We start from the raw sequence: 17378 nt of genomic DNA, 5'->3' as shown, positions 1-17378 counted from the left end.
AAAAAAGTTATCCCATAAGGAATAACTTTTTTCTGTTAAACTTTTATCTTTAAGTTAATTGGGCTTTTTCATGAATAGCGACAATACAAAATTAATAACCGCTAATATTAAACCGATTGTAAACACAAATGATGACCCCGCTACTGCTGCTTGCGGTAATTCATTCGCAGTTGTTGCTAAGTAACTAGTTTGTTTAGCTGATAAAACCGATACCATTACCGCAATACCAACAGCACCAGCTACTTGTTGAATCGTTTGAGTTATAGCGATTCCATCTGGATAATACTGTCGTGGAAGAGAATTCAGCGTATTTGTTTGTGTTGCAGCAAGCACCGCTCCTATCCCTAACATCATGACAATATGAGTAACTACAACCATCCATAACGCCGTTTCTGTACCAAATTGTGAATAGATGGCATAAGCGATGGCTACTAGAACAGTTCCAGGCGTGATCACTGCTTTTGGTCCATATTTATCAAATAAACGACCAATGGTTGGAGCTAATACACAGTTCAGTAAGCTACCTGGCAGAAGGATAAGACCTGTTGTAAATGCAGCGATTAATAAGGCCAGTTGCATATACATTGGTAAAATAACAAGCATAGACAACATATTAAAGAATGTTATAAAGCTCATAAACACTCCAAGAACGAACATTGGATATTTAAATGCTCTTAAATTCATCATAGGAGTCTTCATTTTCATTTGACGAACCGCAAAAAGAATGACTGCGATAAGTCCAATAATGATGGAACCAAGAACCGTTGTACTCGTCCAACCATTAACACCAGATACACTAAATCCGTAAACAATACCGCCAAATCCAATCGTCGAAAGAATAACAGATAATGCATCAATTGAAACTTTACGTACTTCATTAACATTTGGTAAATACATGAATCCGAAAATAAGAGAGAACAGTAAGAAAGGTACTTGAACCCAGAAAATCCAACTCCATGATAATGTATCTAAAATAAGTCCCGCTATTGTTGGGCCTAATGCTGGACCAGCTAACATAACTAAGCCCATAACCCCCATAGCGCCGCCTCGTTTATGCGGTGGATATATCGCAAAAATAACATTTTGTGTTAAAGGTAAATTAATCGCTAATCCTGCCGCTTGAATAATACGTCCCGCTAATAAAACTCCAAATGCGGGCGCTGTTGCTGCGAGAACTGTACCGATAATAGTTAGCATGATAGAAGTCAAAAACATTTGTCTTGTTGTAAATTTTTGCATCAAAATACCTGTTACTGGTATTAAAATCCCTAATGTTAAAAAGTACCCTGTCGCTAGCCATTGGATGGTTGTAGGGTCCACTTGGAATAATTGACCTAATTGTCCTAAGGCAATATTTAAGGCTGTTTCACTAAAAAGTCCGACAAAGCCTGCCACTAAAAGAGCAGCCATAATTGGTCCTGTTTTAAATTGTTGTTTCGTTTCCGACTCTGTTTTCGTCTGTTGCTCCGTTATCGAGTCGGCCTTGAGTTGTTGTTTCATTTATCCATTCTCCTTCAATACATTGGGTAATACATGAGAAATAATTTTGAGAGGTTCACTTGATTTTTGTGTTAAACAAAGCATCATTCCACCTTCAATAGAAGCCGTCATCATTAGGGCAATTGAATGAGCCGCTTCTGTTGAAAACCCATCTGCTACTAACTTGTTGGAATAAATCTCTTGAATCCTTGTGTAAAGATTCGAACAGGCATTTCGGACTGGTTCACTTAATGACGCCATCTCGCTAACCATGCTGCTAAATGTATAACCAGTAAGCGTACCTTCTCGATCAAAGTCAGTTGCTAATTTCTCAATCATTGCCTGTATAGCTTCTTGAGTACTTTGATTTCGTTTGAAAATATCCTCAATGTCTGTAGTAATTGCTTCTTCCATTGACTGAAGACAAGCAATGAGTAATTCTTCTTTTCCATTCGGAAAATGATGATAGAGCGAACCTTTTGTAATATTACATACTTTTAAGATTTCATTTAAGCCTGTGCCCTTATATCCTTTTTGCTGAAAAAGAGTTGTCGCGATGCCGATTATCAGCGATTTTGTATCCATTTCCGTAGTACACCTCCACCATACCGACCGGTCTGTTTTACTATAACAAAATTTTTTTCTATGATGTAAGCTTTTTTTTTTATAAATTTTTTATTAACTAAAAAGTTCAACATGAATTTTGATTAAAACACTTTCTTAACATATTTAAACTAATAATAATTATTAGTAGGTCTACGCTACTCATTTATCATATTGTTAACCTGTTCCAGGATTTCTTCAACAGAAATATCCAAACACGCTGATATCTCTTTAAATAATAAGTTTTGAATGGTATGTAAAAGCTTGCGATCTTGATCATAAAGTTTCTGTTTTTTCAGGCTGAGTTCACGTTCTTTCCGCATCAACGTATTAGCTATTTGAGCAATCTCCTTGCGATTCCCTGTGTTCACCATAATTCGATATTTCTTATTACGTTTTTTAACATCTTCTATCCAGCTCGTACCCGGAAGTTTAAAGGATTGTAGAATTTCTTCCGCTTCTTCACGACTCAACAACTTAAGCATAACTACTTTATCATTATCGACAGGGGTACTTATTGTTAAACTTGATTCTGCAAGAGGACGCAAAACATAATAGGTTCTAGTTACATTAGAAAAAGTCTTTTCACATATATCATCAATTTGACTTAATCCATGTGTTGAATAGATAATCATATCTCCAATATTAAACATCATCATTACTCCTATCTTTATAATTGTCAACATGGTTTACAAAATAGTTTATTATACTTCTTGCAAATCGTCAATCTTGTTGACAATATAAAAAGACCTTCGTATAATAACTGAAGAAAATAAATGGGGTGAAGTAGTTGGATTTAGAATTGCAAAACTTGGATTTCATTGACTCATTAAGCGAGCGGCATGTTCAACTTCGAAGTATTACTGAGAAATTGTGGAATGATACTAGTGACATATATATATCGAATTCTGAATGGTTTATTATGGCGAGAATTTATAAAAAGCGGCCAACTATTTCATATGTCACAAAACATGTTGACATTTCTCGGCAAGCAACACATAAATTCATAAAAAGACTTGAATCAAAGGGATTAGTTACAGTTAGCAGCTTAGAAAACAACAAAAAAGATAAGTGTATACAGTTAACTCAACTAGGCGAAGAATGTTATGAGAAAAATGAAGCCTTAAAGGCAAATCTCGAAAAAAAAATCATCCATAAAATTGGGTTTGAGAAATTTCAAATTCTTAACGATATTTTAAAGCTAGACTGGGGGCTATAGTCGAGGTTGACCCCGACAACATCACTCTATAAAATGAGTACATACTAAATTGGAGGTTTTTGTTTGTTAAACTTATGTTTAGAGCTGGGTGAGTAAACTTTCTTAATGACTTCGTGCATTAAGGAAGTGCCATTTATAGATATAAAAAAGGTGTCATTCACCAAAAAGAATAGGAGACTATAAATGGATATCTTAATTAGACAAGAACTCACTGAAGAATATAATACGACTGAAGAAATTGTTAAAGAAGCCTTTTTACATGAAGAATATAGCGACAAGAAAGAACACGTACTTGTAAATCGGATTAGAAAATCAGAGGCATTTATTCCTGAACTTTCATTAGTCGCATTAAATCAAGACAAAGACATTGTGGGTCATATTCTGTTATCTAAAATAAAAATTGTAGATGGTAATAACGCTGTCGATTCTTTGGCACTTGCTCCAGTTTCTGTTGCACCTAATTATCAGAAAAAGGGAATTGGGAGTCAATTAATTCATGCTGCATTAAAAAATGCAAAAGAGCACGGGTTTAGTTCAGTAATCGTCTTAGGACATAAAGACTATTATCCAAAGTTTGGTTTTAAACCGGCGAGCTTATGGAATATACAAGCTCCATTTGAGGTGCCTGATGAAGTATTTATGGCTTTAGAATTAACAAAGAATTCTCTTGAAAATGTGCAAGGTGTCGTTCAGTACTCAAAATCTTTTTCAGAATAAAAGCTAGATGAATGATTAGATATTAATTAAAAAAGGTTGTCCCGAGGACAACCTTTTTTAATTAGCCTATAATCAACTAAACACATATACTTTTCTCATTGAACTGTGACGTTCCATGAAAAAGTGCGTTCATCCTACTTAAGTCAGCGCACCCAATAGCCACCTATAAGTCACAAAAATCAGCTTTCCGCAAAGCGGCGTAAAAAGTTGCAGTGTTTAATGGAAACCTCATATAGACTTATACGCATTCATTATACTCACCCTTCTCTTTTCTTTGTCACCTTTTAGGATTTACTGACTTATTGCCCGGTGCAAACCAACCGATTAGAGCAATACCAACTAATACTCCATAGAAAATCAGAGTCCAAGCGGTGCTGTGAGGAAAATGATGATCTAAGATACCAATATCCTCGTGGGCAAGAGTAATGACAGCAAGTTTGACACCGACCCAGGCAACAATTGCATATGCTGTCGTTTCCAATGCTGGACGTTTATCAAGAAGTTGTACAAACCAGGTTGCTGCATACTTAATCAAGATAAGACCAGCAAGCCCTCCAAGAACAACAACAATAAACTGTCCTCCATCCATGCCGCCGAAGTCATCAAGCGGTGAATCCGGAAGACCAAGAGCAAGAGCAACCGCAGCTAGAATCGAATCAATTGCAAAAGCGAGATCAGCTACAGCAATCTTCCCTACTGTGGGCCAAAAACCTTTCCCAGCGGATTCCTTTTCATCGTCCTTATGAATATTTTCATTTTCTTTCCCGAACCGGGCCTGAATGATATGCTTTAAGCCTAAATAAAGAAGATAAGCTGCTCCTATCGCCTGTACCTGCCAGACGTTTGCGATAAAAGAAATGGCAAAAAGTGCAGCAAATCGGAAAACGAAGGCCATAATAATTCCGTAATTTATAGCTTTTTTTTTCTGATTTTCAGGTAAATGCTTGGCTATAACTGCTAGTACAAGGGCATTGTCAGCCGATAACAGTCCTTCTAACCCAATTAGAATTAACAATGTCCACGCATACTCTAGCCAGAGTGACTCCATCCACCTCTCTCCTTTCTAAAACTTAAGATATTATGTTGAAAGTTTCACTAACAATAGAATGCCCTTATAAGCTACAGGTAACCCTAAATAATACGGCTTTATTATGTAGCCATATTCTTCTCTGTACGCTATTTGTTATCATTTCAACAAAAAACAAATACTGCAAATATCATATGTTCCAGATGGTTCTTCCTATTCTGCCCCTTTGTTTAGTAAGCAAAAAAAAGCTGCTACATAGCAGCTCCAAGCGTCAAAGTCCCTTTTGGAATTCGATATGCTTTTGAAGCAAAAATCAGCATACTAGCGTTTTTTATAAAGAAAGAGTATTTTTGGTAAAGAAACCCTGCAACTACAATGTTAAGTGTTTTTATGATGAAGTTTGCACTCAACCTTTTTCTTGTAGTGGAAAAGAAGAAACTCATAATAGAATAAGAATAGAGAAATAACAAACAAATAGGTGGGAAAAGAATAGGCCAAACTCCATCCATGATAAGTAAAGATATGTAATCTTACCATGATAAATTCAAAACAAGTAGCCAAGAGGGCCCAACTTAAAATATAAAGTACACTCTTCATTTTCTTCGGTTGAAACCATCCATACAAATACACGCAAAGATACCCAAATGGAATATAAACTCCAATTAATAGAATATCAAACACTTCAAGCTTCTCCGAATCATTCATTCGATATAGATCATAAGGAGGCATCGCAGCAATACTATAGTCGATGATGCTTGGAACAGCCATAATAAATAAGACGATTAAGTAAAAAACTTCGGTAGGCATTCTTTTAGGCAGTCTCACCAAGAAAATACTCAAAACCAGAATAATGATAATGAACCATTCATTTTCATCAAAGTGTTTCGGTAAATATAAAAACATGGGTACCAAAACTCCTTTTAAATAAATTTTCTCCTAAATCTCATCCATAAAAAATAAGAAACGAGCAGGATAAAGGAATTTTCAATAAAAGCATAGACAATATTCCACTTAACATCATAAAAAACTCCCATTTTGAGCAAACCATATTCAGTAAACATTAAAATTAATATGGCCACCAAAAGAACGGCCCATTTTTCTGCTTTTCGATTGAACCTCAATGAAACCTCCAAAAAAATCACTACTAGAAGCGGTGAAAGAATTAATCTGTCAAAAAAATAAATCGAAAAATCCGCTAATTTCGTCGATACTTTTATCCAAGTTAAATTAACGTATATAATCCAAGCTAACGGATGAGTGAGCAGCCATACGATAAGCCAAATAAAAATTATTTCAAAAATATGCATTTTTTTAGGGGTAACACAAAAAGAAATAAGAATGAGTAAAGTGATGGATGATACGATCGATATATTCATAAATGCCCCTTATTTCAACAAGGTATAGGGTAAATCAAAAATATTCCATAAAATAATGAGCCATGTAATGGAAAATGCCCAAGCTAACAGTGGTCTACTATGATGAATCCAAAGAATAGCAAACATAACAATATCAAAAATTACTGACCACCAAATATGCCATCCATGGTAATAATTGATTACATCATAGTAAAGATTAATGGATTCCATGGTAATATAAATAAGGACCCAAAAAAGAATCCAGAAGATTCGTTTACTCTTTTCAATAGGAAATTTCCCCAGATAAATTATGATCGTAGAGGGATAAATGACTGCCATGATGAGGAGATTGATAACTAAATGTCCAAACAATATCCTCTCTCCAAATATCGTTTCTTGATATACCCACCAACGATGGTCATGGAGTAAAGCGCTCTTCAAAAGGTCGCCACCAATAAAAAATAAAATAGTAGGGTAATATCTCCGCCAATTTCTCCAATCTCCCCATCTCATAGCTGCCAGTAAAAATAACAATGCCTGGAAAATATGCATTTCGTAACCACCCAACCATTTTTCCTTACTCTTATAATTATTTTCTAAAAAGCATATGATTAGTCCAAAAAGAATTAAATCATTACATGAACAATGAGAATTTTAAAAAGGTTGAAAGGATGTAACATCAAAACTGGCAATGAACCAAGACATTGATGCAAAGCTCTAACAGAATGGAACTTTGTATTTAATATTAATCGCAATCAAAAGTGCATTAAGTTAATTAATACCATGATATTTAGAATTACCTATTGGTGCTTCTTCTTATTTAAGCTAACCTCCCCCGCCAGTTGAACAAGAAAAAGCTGTCTTGAAGACAGCTCTGATTAATAACTATTGCGATGAAAATTTAGTGACTGGCTAGATTTATTTTTGGTTCACTGGCACTTCAGTAAGAGGCTTTTCCATGTACGCAATGCGAAGCCTTTTGGGCGAAAGTACTTGGGGACAGTCCCTAGGTACTTTTAAGCGTTAATGTGTAATGTATTCATAGAGGAAGGATTGGCCGTTTCGGTAGAATCTCGGATCATAAATTCCAAGTTGTTTATCATCATCAATGATGACTACAAATGGTGACCATTGGTAGAGAGTTTTGGCTGTTGGGCTTTTTGAGAATAAATAATCCAGGTCTGCATCCTCTTTAGATTCAAGTACATATTGGATTTCTTTACGTTGGAAGATTCCATCCTGAAAGATGGTTACGACTCCTTCTTGTTTAGTAATGACCTGAAAGGTAGTAGGGATAAAACCAGCTGATAAAGCAATTTGCTCATAATCTTGATTGTACTTTTGATAGTAATAATACCCTTGTAAACTTTGCAGGCTAACATGAAGAACTATTAAGAACCAAGCTGCGCGAAAATAATAAGGTTTCTTCAGAATCGTCGTCTTCTTTGATAAAAAATAAGCACTGCCAATGATAACCCAGAAAACAAAATCAATAATCGGGATGGTTCCAAATGTAATTCTTGTTTGAGAAAATGGTTCAAGATACCCCGTCCCCCAAGCATTAAACAAATCACTGGTATTATGAATCACTACCGCAAGCCATCCTAGAAAAAATAACCGCTTATCCTTCACTTTAAAGAAAAGCATACATAGGACATAGAATAATAAAGCCCATATCGGTGTAAGAAAAATAGAGTGAGTAATGCCGCGATGCCACATTTGATAAAGCCCTTCTGTATCCCACAGTTGAGAAATCACATCACTATCAGGAATTTGACTCGCTCCAACGGAAGTGAATAAATAAGCCATTTTTGTTCTTCTATCCATCTTATCTTTCTGAATTGAGCCATATAATGAAAGTCCAAAAAGTGTGTGTGTAATAGTATCCAAAGCTATTTCCTCCACAAACAATGATGTTTTGCAAAATCTTCTGCATCACCCTTAATTCGACATAATAGAACCATTTCCTTCTTCAACTACCCTGCACCCATTAGCACAAGAAGCGATTGCTCTAATTGAACAACCACTCCCCGTCACTTTAAGTGTAATATTTCACAATCTCAAAAGAAATCTAATGATTTTTTAGCCAATCTGTATTAACTTGAGCAAGTGTAATATATTTTCCTAGAATAAGTAACAATTTTCCCTAATAGAACCACATTTCAATAAATTTAGATTCCCACTTTCATGTAACCATCCCTTGCTGATCCAGCTTTTCGAACAGACCACTCCTAGCTTGCCTGCTCCAAAATACTATCGAAATCGGAACAGGTCTAATTCGTTTCTCTATATAGATTAATGACATCCTTTAATGCTGCCGCTGCTGCTCCTCTTGGGTGGGATGCTCCTCCAGTTGCACAAACGGCCCCCATTTCGATTGTTTCAAAGACGATACCTTTATTTGTTCCATTGACATGAGCTAAAGGATGCTCACTTTCGAGCTGACATGGTTTTACTTCTACGATTACATTCCCAGCTTCTTTGTAAGCACTAGCTAGAAGCTTAAGTGTACGGCCATTTTGTTTAGCTTCCTGAATGTCTTCCTTAGTGACTTGTTCAATGCCTCTAATTTTTACATCGTCAATTAATAAGCTGCTTCCGAAAAATCCATTAGCGAGGAGTAGAATTTTGCAAGCCGTATCAAATCCTTGCACATCTAAAGCAGGGTTTGCTTCCGCAATTCCTTTTTCCTGTGCAATTTTTAGCGCTTCTTCAAAAGATAAATTGTTCTCGCTCATGCTCGCTAAAATGAAATTGGAGGTTCCATTTAAAATGCCTTCAATACGAGTAATCGTGCATCCTGCTAAACTATATTCTCCGATATCAAGCGTTGGTAAGGCTGCTGCGGTTGCGCCGCTGTATTTTAATCGGCTACCATACTTGGCTGCTTGTGTTTTAATTTCATTGAATGACTTTACAAGTGCTCCTTTTGAAACAGAGACAATATCCATCCCATTCACGATAGATTTCTGAATATAGCCAAGTGCTGGTTCTCCCGTTTCTATATTTGTCGGAGAGCACTCGATCAAGACATCTCCTTGAAAAATTGGTTCAGTAAAAGGGAGCTTGAAATATTCTGAATATCTCAAAAGTGCTTCCGAACCCGTTCCGAAATCCATCAAGCTCTCAAGCTTGATTCCTTTTTCTTCGTAAATCATTCCTTTACTGCCAACGATTCCAGTTACGAGTAAGTCAAAGCCGTATTTTTCTTTCATCGAAGCTCCATTGTGAATAATCAGTTTGATTAGCTCTTTAGCAACGGTACCATACCCAGTTAATATGATTTTCTTCTGCATAGAAATCTCCTTTTATTTCACTCTGACCACTCCCACGGCTGAAGCCAGTGGGGTTCTTTCTCGCAAACATTCCACTTACAAACTTCCACAGGAAGGTGCAGGGGTGAAACTTGGGCGAGCAACTTTTGAGAGAAAAACAGTCTTTCAAAAGGGCAAGGTCGGTGCCACTACGCCATTCAACTGGCGATACTTGGTTCTTTCTTCGGTTTATCCTTCGGATGTTTCGTTTTTTGTCTGATTTCTTCAGACAAAAAGCGTTTATACCAAATCGGTTGTTTGAATAGGACCGAATAAAGAAATTGGACTGCCATCGTATGTTTTTTACGGGCAATATTTTGTGCTCCGTTTACATCACGATGGATTTCTGTTTTATGAACAGAACAAATAAAGTGTCTTCCTTTCGCTTGATGTCGTCCGTTACAAAACGGACAATCTTGAGAGGTGTAGCGTTCTTCTGTTTCCTCTACTTTTATCCCCATCAATGCAGCTTTATAGGTGAGTTTTTGTTTCATTTTCCCTTGGTTCCACAACGACAGTTGTTGTCTTCTGACTTTACTCGTTTTTTGTTTCTTTTTCTCATTCTTCTTTGTCCATTTTTCAATGCCTGATACATTGCCTATCACGAAATGTGTAACTTGTTCTTCGACTAAAAAAGAAACGACTTCTTTTGTGGTTTTATGTTCCAACTCTTTGAGTTGATTTTTACTAGTTTGACGAATGCGGTGTTTGGCTTGTTTATACTTTTTCCATTGATTAGAGCCTTTTTTACAGCGAGACATCTTTTTACTTAACTCCGCCAATACTTTCGCTCGGAATTGAGAGATACTACGCATGGCTCGCCCTGAAACAAGAAGAGCCTTGTTTTCTGTTGCGACTGCCACGGCATGAATTTCTCCTAAATCAGCACCAGCCACTTTTTTATCAAACGATGATATATCCCTTTCAGGGACTTGTACAGTATAACAAAACCAATAGGCACTGTCTCTCCATACAATTTCTGCGTAGTTACATTCATCTAACGGTTCCTCCGAAAGATTAGGAAGAAGAATAGCCTCATTTTTCTTTGGGAATTTTTCGTTCCAATTCTTCTTTTTCTTTTTAGTCAACCATTCAGGAAGTAAGAATCCGTAGGATGCCTTTTTTATCGAAATGGTATCTTTGGTTATATCCATCGATGCTTTTTTTAATGGGATGCAATAATAGTATTTTCTTCTCCACGGATACTTCGCTTTTTTATCCGTTTTTCGAAGCTGTCGAATCGTTTCTCGATTCGCTTCATACTTATCCGCAATGGCTTGAACGGTCTGAGAATGGAGCTGATACGTTTGTTTTCGAACAGATTGAATCTCTGTTTTACTTAACCACTTTTTACGGGAAACATAATAAGAAGTCGCTTCTCGAACGATATCATTCCATACAGAAGCCGCTTCTCTCTGCATCATTCTCAATTCTTCATATAGATATTTCTCATAGGGAATACGAAATGAGTGTGTGACAAACATGTTTTTTCCTCCTCTCTTGTTTTCTATAAAACCATTATATAAGAACATACATTCCCCATACAAGAAATACGCCCACAACACTAAAAAAATCGAACCATTAACGTGTCACGAGACACGCCTGGTTCGACCTCACTATCAGCCCACCTCTAAAGAAGTGGGCTTTCTCGTTCGGGAAATCTGTAATGTAAAAAGAAATATCTTATTGAAGATCAGCACCCTTTAATAGAATAACTATAAGAAGTTCTCCAACCTAAAATCACTTCATTCTTCTTTAACTAACGTTACCCGTACTTTAAATGTACTCACTTCAAATCTAATAAAAGCTACATTACTTGAAATACCATTTGAAAGCATTCGTATACAGGATTTTATCAGCAGCTTGTTCATCAAATAGCTGTTGAATCAATTCAATATCTCCATACTCAAAAGGTCTTTTTGCTCTTGTGGATGGTAAATCTGTTCCAAACATAAGAGCATCTGGATTTGTCTCATATATGGATTTTAAAGCATTTTCAACATTCAGTTCCACACGTCCAAATCCTGTTGCTTTTACGTGTATGCCTTTATCAACTAATTTTAATAAATGCGGTAATCCTTCTTCTGATAATCCTAAATGGTCGATTGATATAGCCGGTAATTTTTCAATATTCGATGCAATTTCGGGCAACTCTTTTGCATCAATATAAAGCTCACTATGCCAACCTACTAAATCATGAACTCTTCTAGCAAAGTAATCCAGCTTCGATAAATCTTCTGAACCGCCTCTTTTAATATTAAAGCGTAATGCTTTTACCCCATTTTCATTTAAATGTAGTATTTCTTCGTCCGTCACTGTAAAAGGTAATTGTGTTACGCCACAAAATGTTGAACCCAGTTGTTTTAGTGCCTTTAATAAATATTCTTGATCAAATCCTTGGAATGACCCAGATACAATAGCTCCACCTAATACATTTAAATTAGCAGTTTCATTTTGATAATCTTCTACAACATAACTAGGCGGCAAATATCCTTGGTTTTCGATAATTGGAAAATCAAAATCAATAATATGAAAATGTGCATCAAAAATTCTCATTGTCATTCCCCTTTCTTTTCTTTAACATATCAGCTCCAGTACATAAATAAAATTATAGGTTATTTATAAAAATTCATAAGTTTACCTTATTGAACTAAACTAAATCGTTAGTTCAACAAGGCTGAAAAAAAGGTACAACTTTAAGCCGTACCTTTATATCGTACTTTATAATGTTTTAATTTTTACAAATTTGCGTTTCCCAACTTGTATGATTAGTCCATCGGTAATCGAAACTTGCAGCCTCGTATCTTCTACCTTATTTCCGTGTATTTTTACCCCTCTGTTTTCAATCATTCTTCTGGCTTCGCTTTTGGAGCTTAATAATTGCAATTCAACAAGTAAATCTATGTCTAAAAAGACTTAATACACAAGGGATAATGTATAACATTCATAATGAATTTTCACATAACTATTTCTACAATAATAACAAATAGCCCCATTGAGGAAATTAAATATTCCATAATGGGGCTATTTTTATTTTCTTTATTCAGATGAAATCCTCTTACGTTTCGCTCCCATCACAGTAAGAAGCTACAACAGCAGCCATAGCTTTAGCACTAATGATAAGGCTTTTTTCATTGATATCAAATTTAGGATGATGATGCGGGTAAGCTTCACCTGACTCAGGAATAGCACCGACATAGAAGAAACATCCTGGTACTTTTTGAAGATAGTAAGCAAAATCCTCTGAAGGCGGCTGTGGCGGTGTTTCCAAAACAGCTTCTACTTCTGGAATCGATGCTTGTTCTAAAGCTTGACGTACATGTTCCGTTACGTCAGGATCATTATATAGAACTGGATAGTCATTGTTATATTCAAGAATAGACTTTACGCTATATGATTTTTCTAACCCTTCCGCAAAAGCACGCACTCCAGTTTCTACGATTTCTCGAGTCTCAGGAGACATTGTTCGAACATCTCCTTCAATTGTAACCGCATCTTTGATTACATTGAATGTACCTTTTCCATCAAAATTTCCAATGGTAACTGATGCTGTATCAAATGGATTGATTCGACGGCTGACTATGGTTTGTACATTCATGACGAATGAACTCGCTGCAACAATAGCATCATTCGCTAGATGAGGTGACGAGCCATGTCCACCTCTACCTTGAACAACTAATTTAAAATAAGATCTTCCTGTTTGGGTGTTCCCGCTTCTGTAATAAATATGACCTGTTTTCATGTTGCTCATTACATGAATTCCAATGATTGCATCTACACCATCCAGGACACCTGCTTTAATCATCCCAATTGCGCCGCCTGGAGGAGCTTCCTCTGCCGGTTGATGAATAACTCGAATCGTACCTTTTAGTTGATCTTTAAACTCGGCTAATGTCTCAGCTAATACCAACATGTATGCTGTATGACCATCATGACCACAAGCATGCATAACCCCTTCGTTTTTGGATGCAAAAGGCAGCCCCGTTTCTTCCTTGATTGGTAAGGCGTCGAAATCAGCACGAATAGCAATGGTTTTTCCGGGCTTGGAACCTTTAATGGTTACAACGACACCACGCTCACCACCGAAGTTTGTTTCAACTGAATCCACTGGCACGTCCGTATAAAAATCGCTGATATATTTAGCCGTTTCTTCTTCTTGGAAAGAAAGTTCTGGATGTTCATGTAGATAACGGCGAATCTCAATGATACGATCCTTTTTTTCATCTAATTTTTTCATTAGTTCATCTAATAACATTCAATAATCCCCTCTAACTGTTCGAAATGAATACTCCGAATTCTTTAATGAATTGGATTTGGTTGACTAGGATTTGGCTTTCTTATTTGTTTAGATGATTTTTCGATTGCTTTTTTTCCAGTATCTCCAGGAACCATAAACATAATGGAAAGAATAGAAAGTACACCGAATATTACGTTTACGATAATCCCTGCAGTAGCTGCGATTTCAAGACTACCAACCGCTGCAATTGAACTATAAACAGTCGCTGAAATCGCCACACCGAACGCTCCGCCAAGTGAGCTTGCCATTTTGTAGATTCCGGCAGCCTCACCGACTTTGTTTGAAGGTGCGTTAGATACAGAAGTGTCTGTTGATGGAGTTGCATAAATCCCTAATCCAAGTCCAAACAAAGCAAATCCAATAAAGACAACCACTGTATATATAACATCAGATAAAAAAGTTAATCCCATAATAGCTACACCAACTGTTGTAATGAGAGCTCCCCAAATCATTGGTGATTTTGCGCCTGCTCTTTGTAAAATTTTCTCTCCGACACGAATCATCGCTAACACTGCTATTAAATACCCTAATGATAACATTCCTGATTGAAAGGCACTAAATCCTCTCCCTACTTGTACATAAGTGTTTGCCACAACAAGAGTACCAGCAATCGCATTTAACAAGAAATTGGAGAAAGTTGCGCCAGAATATGGTTTGTTTTTAAATAAGGAAAAGTCAATTAGTACTATATCTTTACTTTTTTCAACTTTGAAGAAAACAATGGCTCCAATGATTGTAACGATTGCAAGACCGATTGTAAGCAGACTTGTCCAGCCTAAATCTGCACCAAAAGTAATAAAAACGTTTAGAGCAAGCATTGTGATGATAAAAATGACTAAACCAGTGTAATCGAATTTAAAAGCACCTGTTGATTCACCTTTACTTTCTGGAGTATCTTTAATCAGCCACATACCAAGTAAAGAGAATATGATAGAAAAGACGAAAATCCATTTCCATCCCATATAGGTTGCGATGGCACCACCTGCGAAGGAAGCAACTCCTGATCCGCCCCAAGATCCAATCGACCAGAAACTAAGAGCACGTTGACGTTCTGCACCTTCAAAGTAAGCTTTCATTAACGCGATTGTTGCAGGCATAATACAGGCTGCTGAAAGTCCTTGAATGACACGACCAATGATTAGTAAAACGGCTCCTTGTGCTAATACAAGGCAAAGAGAGCCGATAACACTTAGAATTAACCCGATATAGGTCATTTTTTTGCGACCAATTTTATCTGCTAGTCCGCCAGCAGCAACGATAAACATTCCCGAGAATAAAGCCGTTAAACTGATTGCAATATTTAATGTGCCAAGTGAAATACCTAAATCTTTCTGCACGGCTGGAACAACATTAACCATTGCCTGAGCAAAGAGCCAAAAAGTGATAACCCCAAACACAATACCAATAATCATTTTATTTGTGCCTTTATAACTTGTTGTTTCCATAGTTGAACCTCCATTATTCATTTAGTAAAGGGAGTGATTTGTTTTATTTATCATTTGCAGATTACTTTCAAGATACTCTCAAAAAATAAATAAAATAAATCTTCAACTATACTAAAGTGAAAATTCCCTTTTTCCGCAAATCCACTGGCTTTTATTCTTATAAAAAGAAGACGCCTTCTTACCTAAGAAGTGCGTCTGTTTGCGGAAGATTAAATGAAGTTGGTTCACTTACTATACTAAAATTAGATCGTAGTCAGGAACTTCATAATCAATTCGATTTACTAGGTACATTATGAGTTTTTAGACTTTTTATCAAAATGGACAAACACCCAGCCTCTGAACAAACGTGACTTTACTTAATTATATAACTGTTTCGTCGCGAGTCCTCTCATGAGCTTCGCCTGAAAGATTCTTTTTCGTTATAAGTCCCGCTGCCGCAAAGATACCTAAAACAGCACAGGCAATGATATACATGAATGCGGATACATATAATCCATTAAAAATTTCAATTAAATAGCCCATAACCATTGGTGCAAGGAATGCTCCAATCATCCCGCCAAGATTAATCATCCCAAATGTAGACCCAATAACGTTCTTTGAGAACATTTTATGCGGAAGGCTAAATATAATAGCCACAATTGGGCCATGAAAAAACATACATATAGCTTGATACGTAATAACTAGTGAAACAGACGGTGCGTTGAATAACAAATAAAGAGATACAATCATAATGATAAAGCTTACAATTGCAAGATATTTTTCTTTGCCGCTTAATAAAGACTTAATAAGTTGTCCGCCAATAATAACACCGACAGCCCCAGCAAGTGCAGGAATGGACGTCAGCATACCCATAGACATCAAATCAAGACCTCTCACATTTACAAGATAAGGAGGCATCCATGAAATGAGTCCCCATACGACTGTACTTACTCCAAACCACATAATGGCCAACTGCCAGCTTGTCCGAATTTTTAAAACATCTTTAAAAGAAGCTTTTTGAACCGTTTCTTCCTCAACTGTTTCGACCTGCATATTTTTCGGACTTAAGTAATACCAAAGTAAAGCTGCAACGAAAATACCTAATATACCTATGCTGATAAAGAGATTATGCCAACCAATCCACACGAGTAACGGCGTAGCAATTAAAGGGGCAATCACTCCACCAAGTGAATTGGAGGACATCATGATTGTCTGAGCACTAGTTCGCTCTGCTTTAGGAAAAACATCCGCTATTGCTTTGGAGCTTGCTGCAGGATATGCTCCTTCTCCGAGACCAAACATAAACCGAATCATAATCATAGACATAAGAGACCAAGCCATTCCTGTCAAAACAGTAAATATTGACCAAAACACAATAGCAACCGTAATTACTTTTCTGGATCCGAATTTATCAGCAAGCCAGCCGCCAGGCAATTGCATTAAAGCGTAGCCAGCAAAAAAACTACTCAGCACAACCCCCATAACAGAAGGGCTAAGATTAAAATCTTTTGCAATTTCCACAATCCCAACATTCATTGCCATCCTATCCAGATAAGACAAGCACCATCCTAAAAATAGCAGTGCAAGAATCACATGCCTCTTTTTATTATTAATTTGGTTGTTTTGCACATTAATGTCCTCCTCCTAAAGTTAACTATTAATCTTAACTAAAATCAAACAGCCTAATTTCCCCTTACAATATGTTAATATTAGTTAATTCCTATAATCTTTTTCACCAATGCGTGTAACGCAAAGTGCTGCTTTACTTTGCTGAATATGCTGCTCCAAACAGTGCAGCCGAGAGAACAGTCTTTTTATCCCGAATTGGTAATGCCTCAAAATCAGCGCTGTACGCAACCGTTTTCTCCAGTTTCGCTCCTTTTAACCAAGCAGCGGCGCCTCATCTAGTAGTAAAAGAAATCTTCAATTTTATTTTCTAATTC

General features: G+C 36.6%; 16 protein-coding genes and 1 pseudogene. 2 read left to right on the top strand and 15 right to left on the bottom strand.

Annotated features, from left to right (window positions below; genetic code table 11):
* Nucleotides 1-54: 54 nt before the first annotated feature.
* From ACE199_RS00280 to ACE199_RS00270, 3 genes are all read right to left on the bottom strand, one after another.
* A complete protein-coding gene (locus ACE199_RS00280; RefSeq protein ID WP_375348119.1) occupies nt 55-1500 on the bottom strand; it encodes a DHA2 family efflux MFS transporter permease subunit in 1446 nt (481 codons plus the stop codon).
* Entirely contained in the window at nt 1501-2064 is a 564-nt protein-coding gene (locus ACE199_RS00275) for a TetR/AcrR family transcriptional regulator (protein WP_375348118.1), read from the bottom strand. It abuts the gene before it with no gap.
* A 176-nt stretch (nt 2065-2240) separates the two neighbouring features.
* Nucleotides 2241-2735: a CarD family transcriptional regulator gene (locus tag ACE199_RS00270; RefSeq protein WP_375348117.1), complete on the bottom strand. Its 495-nt coding sequence runs from the start codon at nt 2733-2735 to the stop codon at nt 2241-2243.
* A 137-nt stretch (nt 2736-2872) separates the two neighbouring features.
* On the opposite strand from ACE199_RS00270, the gene ACE199_RS00265 reads away from it, so the two are divergent.
* Entirely contained in the window at nt 2873-3301 is a 429-nt protein-coding gene (locus ACE199_RS00265; protein WP_375348116.1) for a MarR family transcriptional regulator, read from the top strand.
* 183 nt (nt 3302-3484) lie between these two features.
* Entirely contained in the window at nt 3485-4018 is a 534-nt protein-coding gene (locus ACE199_RS00260) for a GNAT family N-acetyltransferase (RefSeq protein ID WP_375348115.1), read from the top strand.
* 277 nt (nt 4019-4295) lie between these two features.
* On the opposite strand, the gene ACE199_RS00255 is transcribed toward ACE199_RS00260, so the two are convergent.
* The 12 genes and pseudogenes from ACE199_RS00255 to ACE199_RS00200 all read right to left on the bottom strand — a co-directional run bounded on the left by ACE199_RS00255 (nt 4296) and on the right by ACE199_RS00200 (nt 17064).
* A complete protein-coding gene (locus ACE199_RS00255; RefSeq protein WP_375348114.1) occupies nt 4296-5066 on the bottom strand; it encodes a TerC family protein in 771 nt (256 codons plus the stop codon).
* Between the two features lie 357 nt (nt 5067-5423).
* Complete coding sequence (locus ACE199_RS00250) at nt 5424-5948, bottom strand: hypothetical protein (protein WP_375348113.1); 525 nt, start codon at nt 5946-5948, stop codon at nt 5424-5426.
* 17 nt (nt 5949-5965) lie between these two features.
* On the bottom strand, nt 5966-6421 hold the full coding sequence (locus ACE199_RS00245; RefSeq protein WP_375348112.1) for a hypothetical protein: 456 nt from the start codon (nt 6419-6421) through the stop codon (nt 5966-5968).
* A 9-nt stretch (nt 6422-6430) separates the two neighbouring features.
* On the bottom strand, nt 6431-6952 hold the full coding sequence (locus ACE199_RS00240; RefSeq protein WP_375348111.1) for a CBO0543 family protein: 522 nt from the start codon (nt 6950-6952) through the stop codon (nt 6431-6433).
* A gap of 471 nt (nt 6953-7423) precedes the next feature.
* Nucleotides 7424-8290, bottom strand: coding sequence for a metal-dependent hydrolase (locus ACE199_RS00235; RefSeq protein ID WP_375348110.1), 867 nt, complete (start codon nt 8288-8290; stop codon nt 7424-7426).
* A gap of 383 nt (nt 8291-8673) precedes the next feature.
* Nucleotides 8674-9696 (bottom strand): homoserine dehydrogenase, encoded by a 1023-nt coding sequence (locus ACE199_RS00230; protein WP_375348109.1) that lies wholly within the window; start codon nt 9694-9696, stop codon nt 8674-8676.
* Between the two features lie 176 nt (nt 9697-9872).
* Nucleotides 9873-11198 carry an RNA-guided endonuclease InsQ/TnpB family protein gene (locus tag ACE199_RS00225; protein WP_375348108.1) on the bottom strand — a complete coding sequence of 442 codons (1326 nt, stop codon included), beginning with the start codon at nt 11196-11198 and terminating at the stop codon, nt 9873-9875.
* 328 nt (nt 11199-11526) lie between these two features.
* Nucleotides 11527-12270 carry an amidohydrolase family protein gene (locus ACE199_RS00220; protein WP_375348107.1) on the bottom strand — a complete coding sequence of 248 codons (744 nt, stop codon included), beginning with the start codon at nt 12268-12270 and terminating at the stop codon, nt 11527-11529.
* Nucleotides 12271-12435: 165 nt separating this feature from the next.
* Nucleotides 12436-12618, bottom strand: a pseudogene (locus tag ACE199_RS00215) (S4 domain-containing protein); the annotation flags it as partial.
* Between the two features lie 154 nt (nt 12619-12772).
* On the bottom strand, nt 12773-13969 hold the full coding sequence (locus ACE199_RS00210; RefSeq protein WP_375348106.1) for a M20 family metallopeptidase: 1197 nt from the start codon (nt 13967-13969) through the stop codon (nt 12773-12775).
* Between the two features lie 44 nt (nt 13970-14013).
* Nucleotides 14014-15456, bottom strand: a complete 1443-nt coding sequence (locus tag ACE199_RS00205; protein WP_375348105.1) for an MFS transporter — start codon at nt 15454-15456, stop codon at nt 14014-14016.
* Nucleotides 15457-15816: 360 nt separating this feature from the next.
* A complete protein-coding gene (locus ACE199_RS00200; protein WP_375348104.1) occupies nt 15817-17064 on the bottom strand; it encodes an MFS transporter in 1248 nt (415 codons plus the stop codon).
* Nucleotides 17065-17378 lie beyond the last annotated feature (314 nt).

This window comes from Peribacillus sp. Hz7, from assembly GCF_042136355.1.
In the GTDB taxonomy this organism is placed as follows: domain Bacteria; phylum Bacillota; class Bacilli; order Bacillales; family DSM-1321; genus Peribacillus; species Peribacillus asahii_A.
This window is presented reverse-complemented; position numbering and strand designations above follow the sequence as displayed.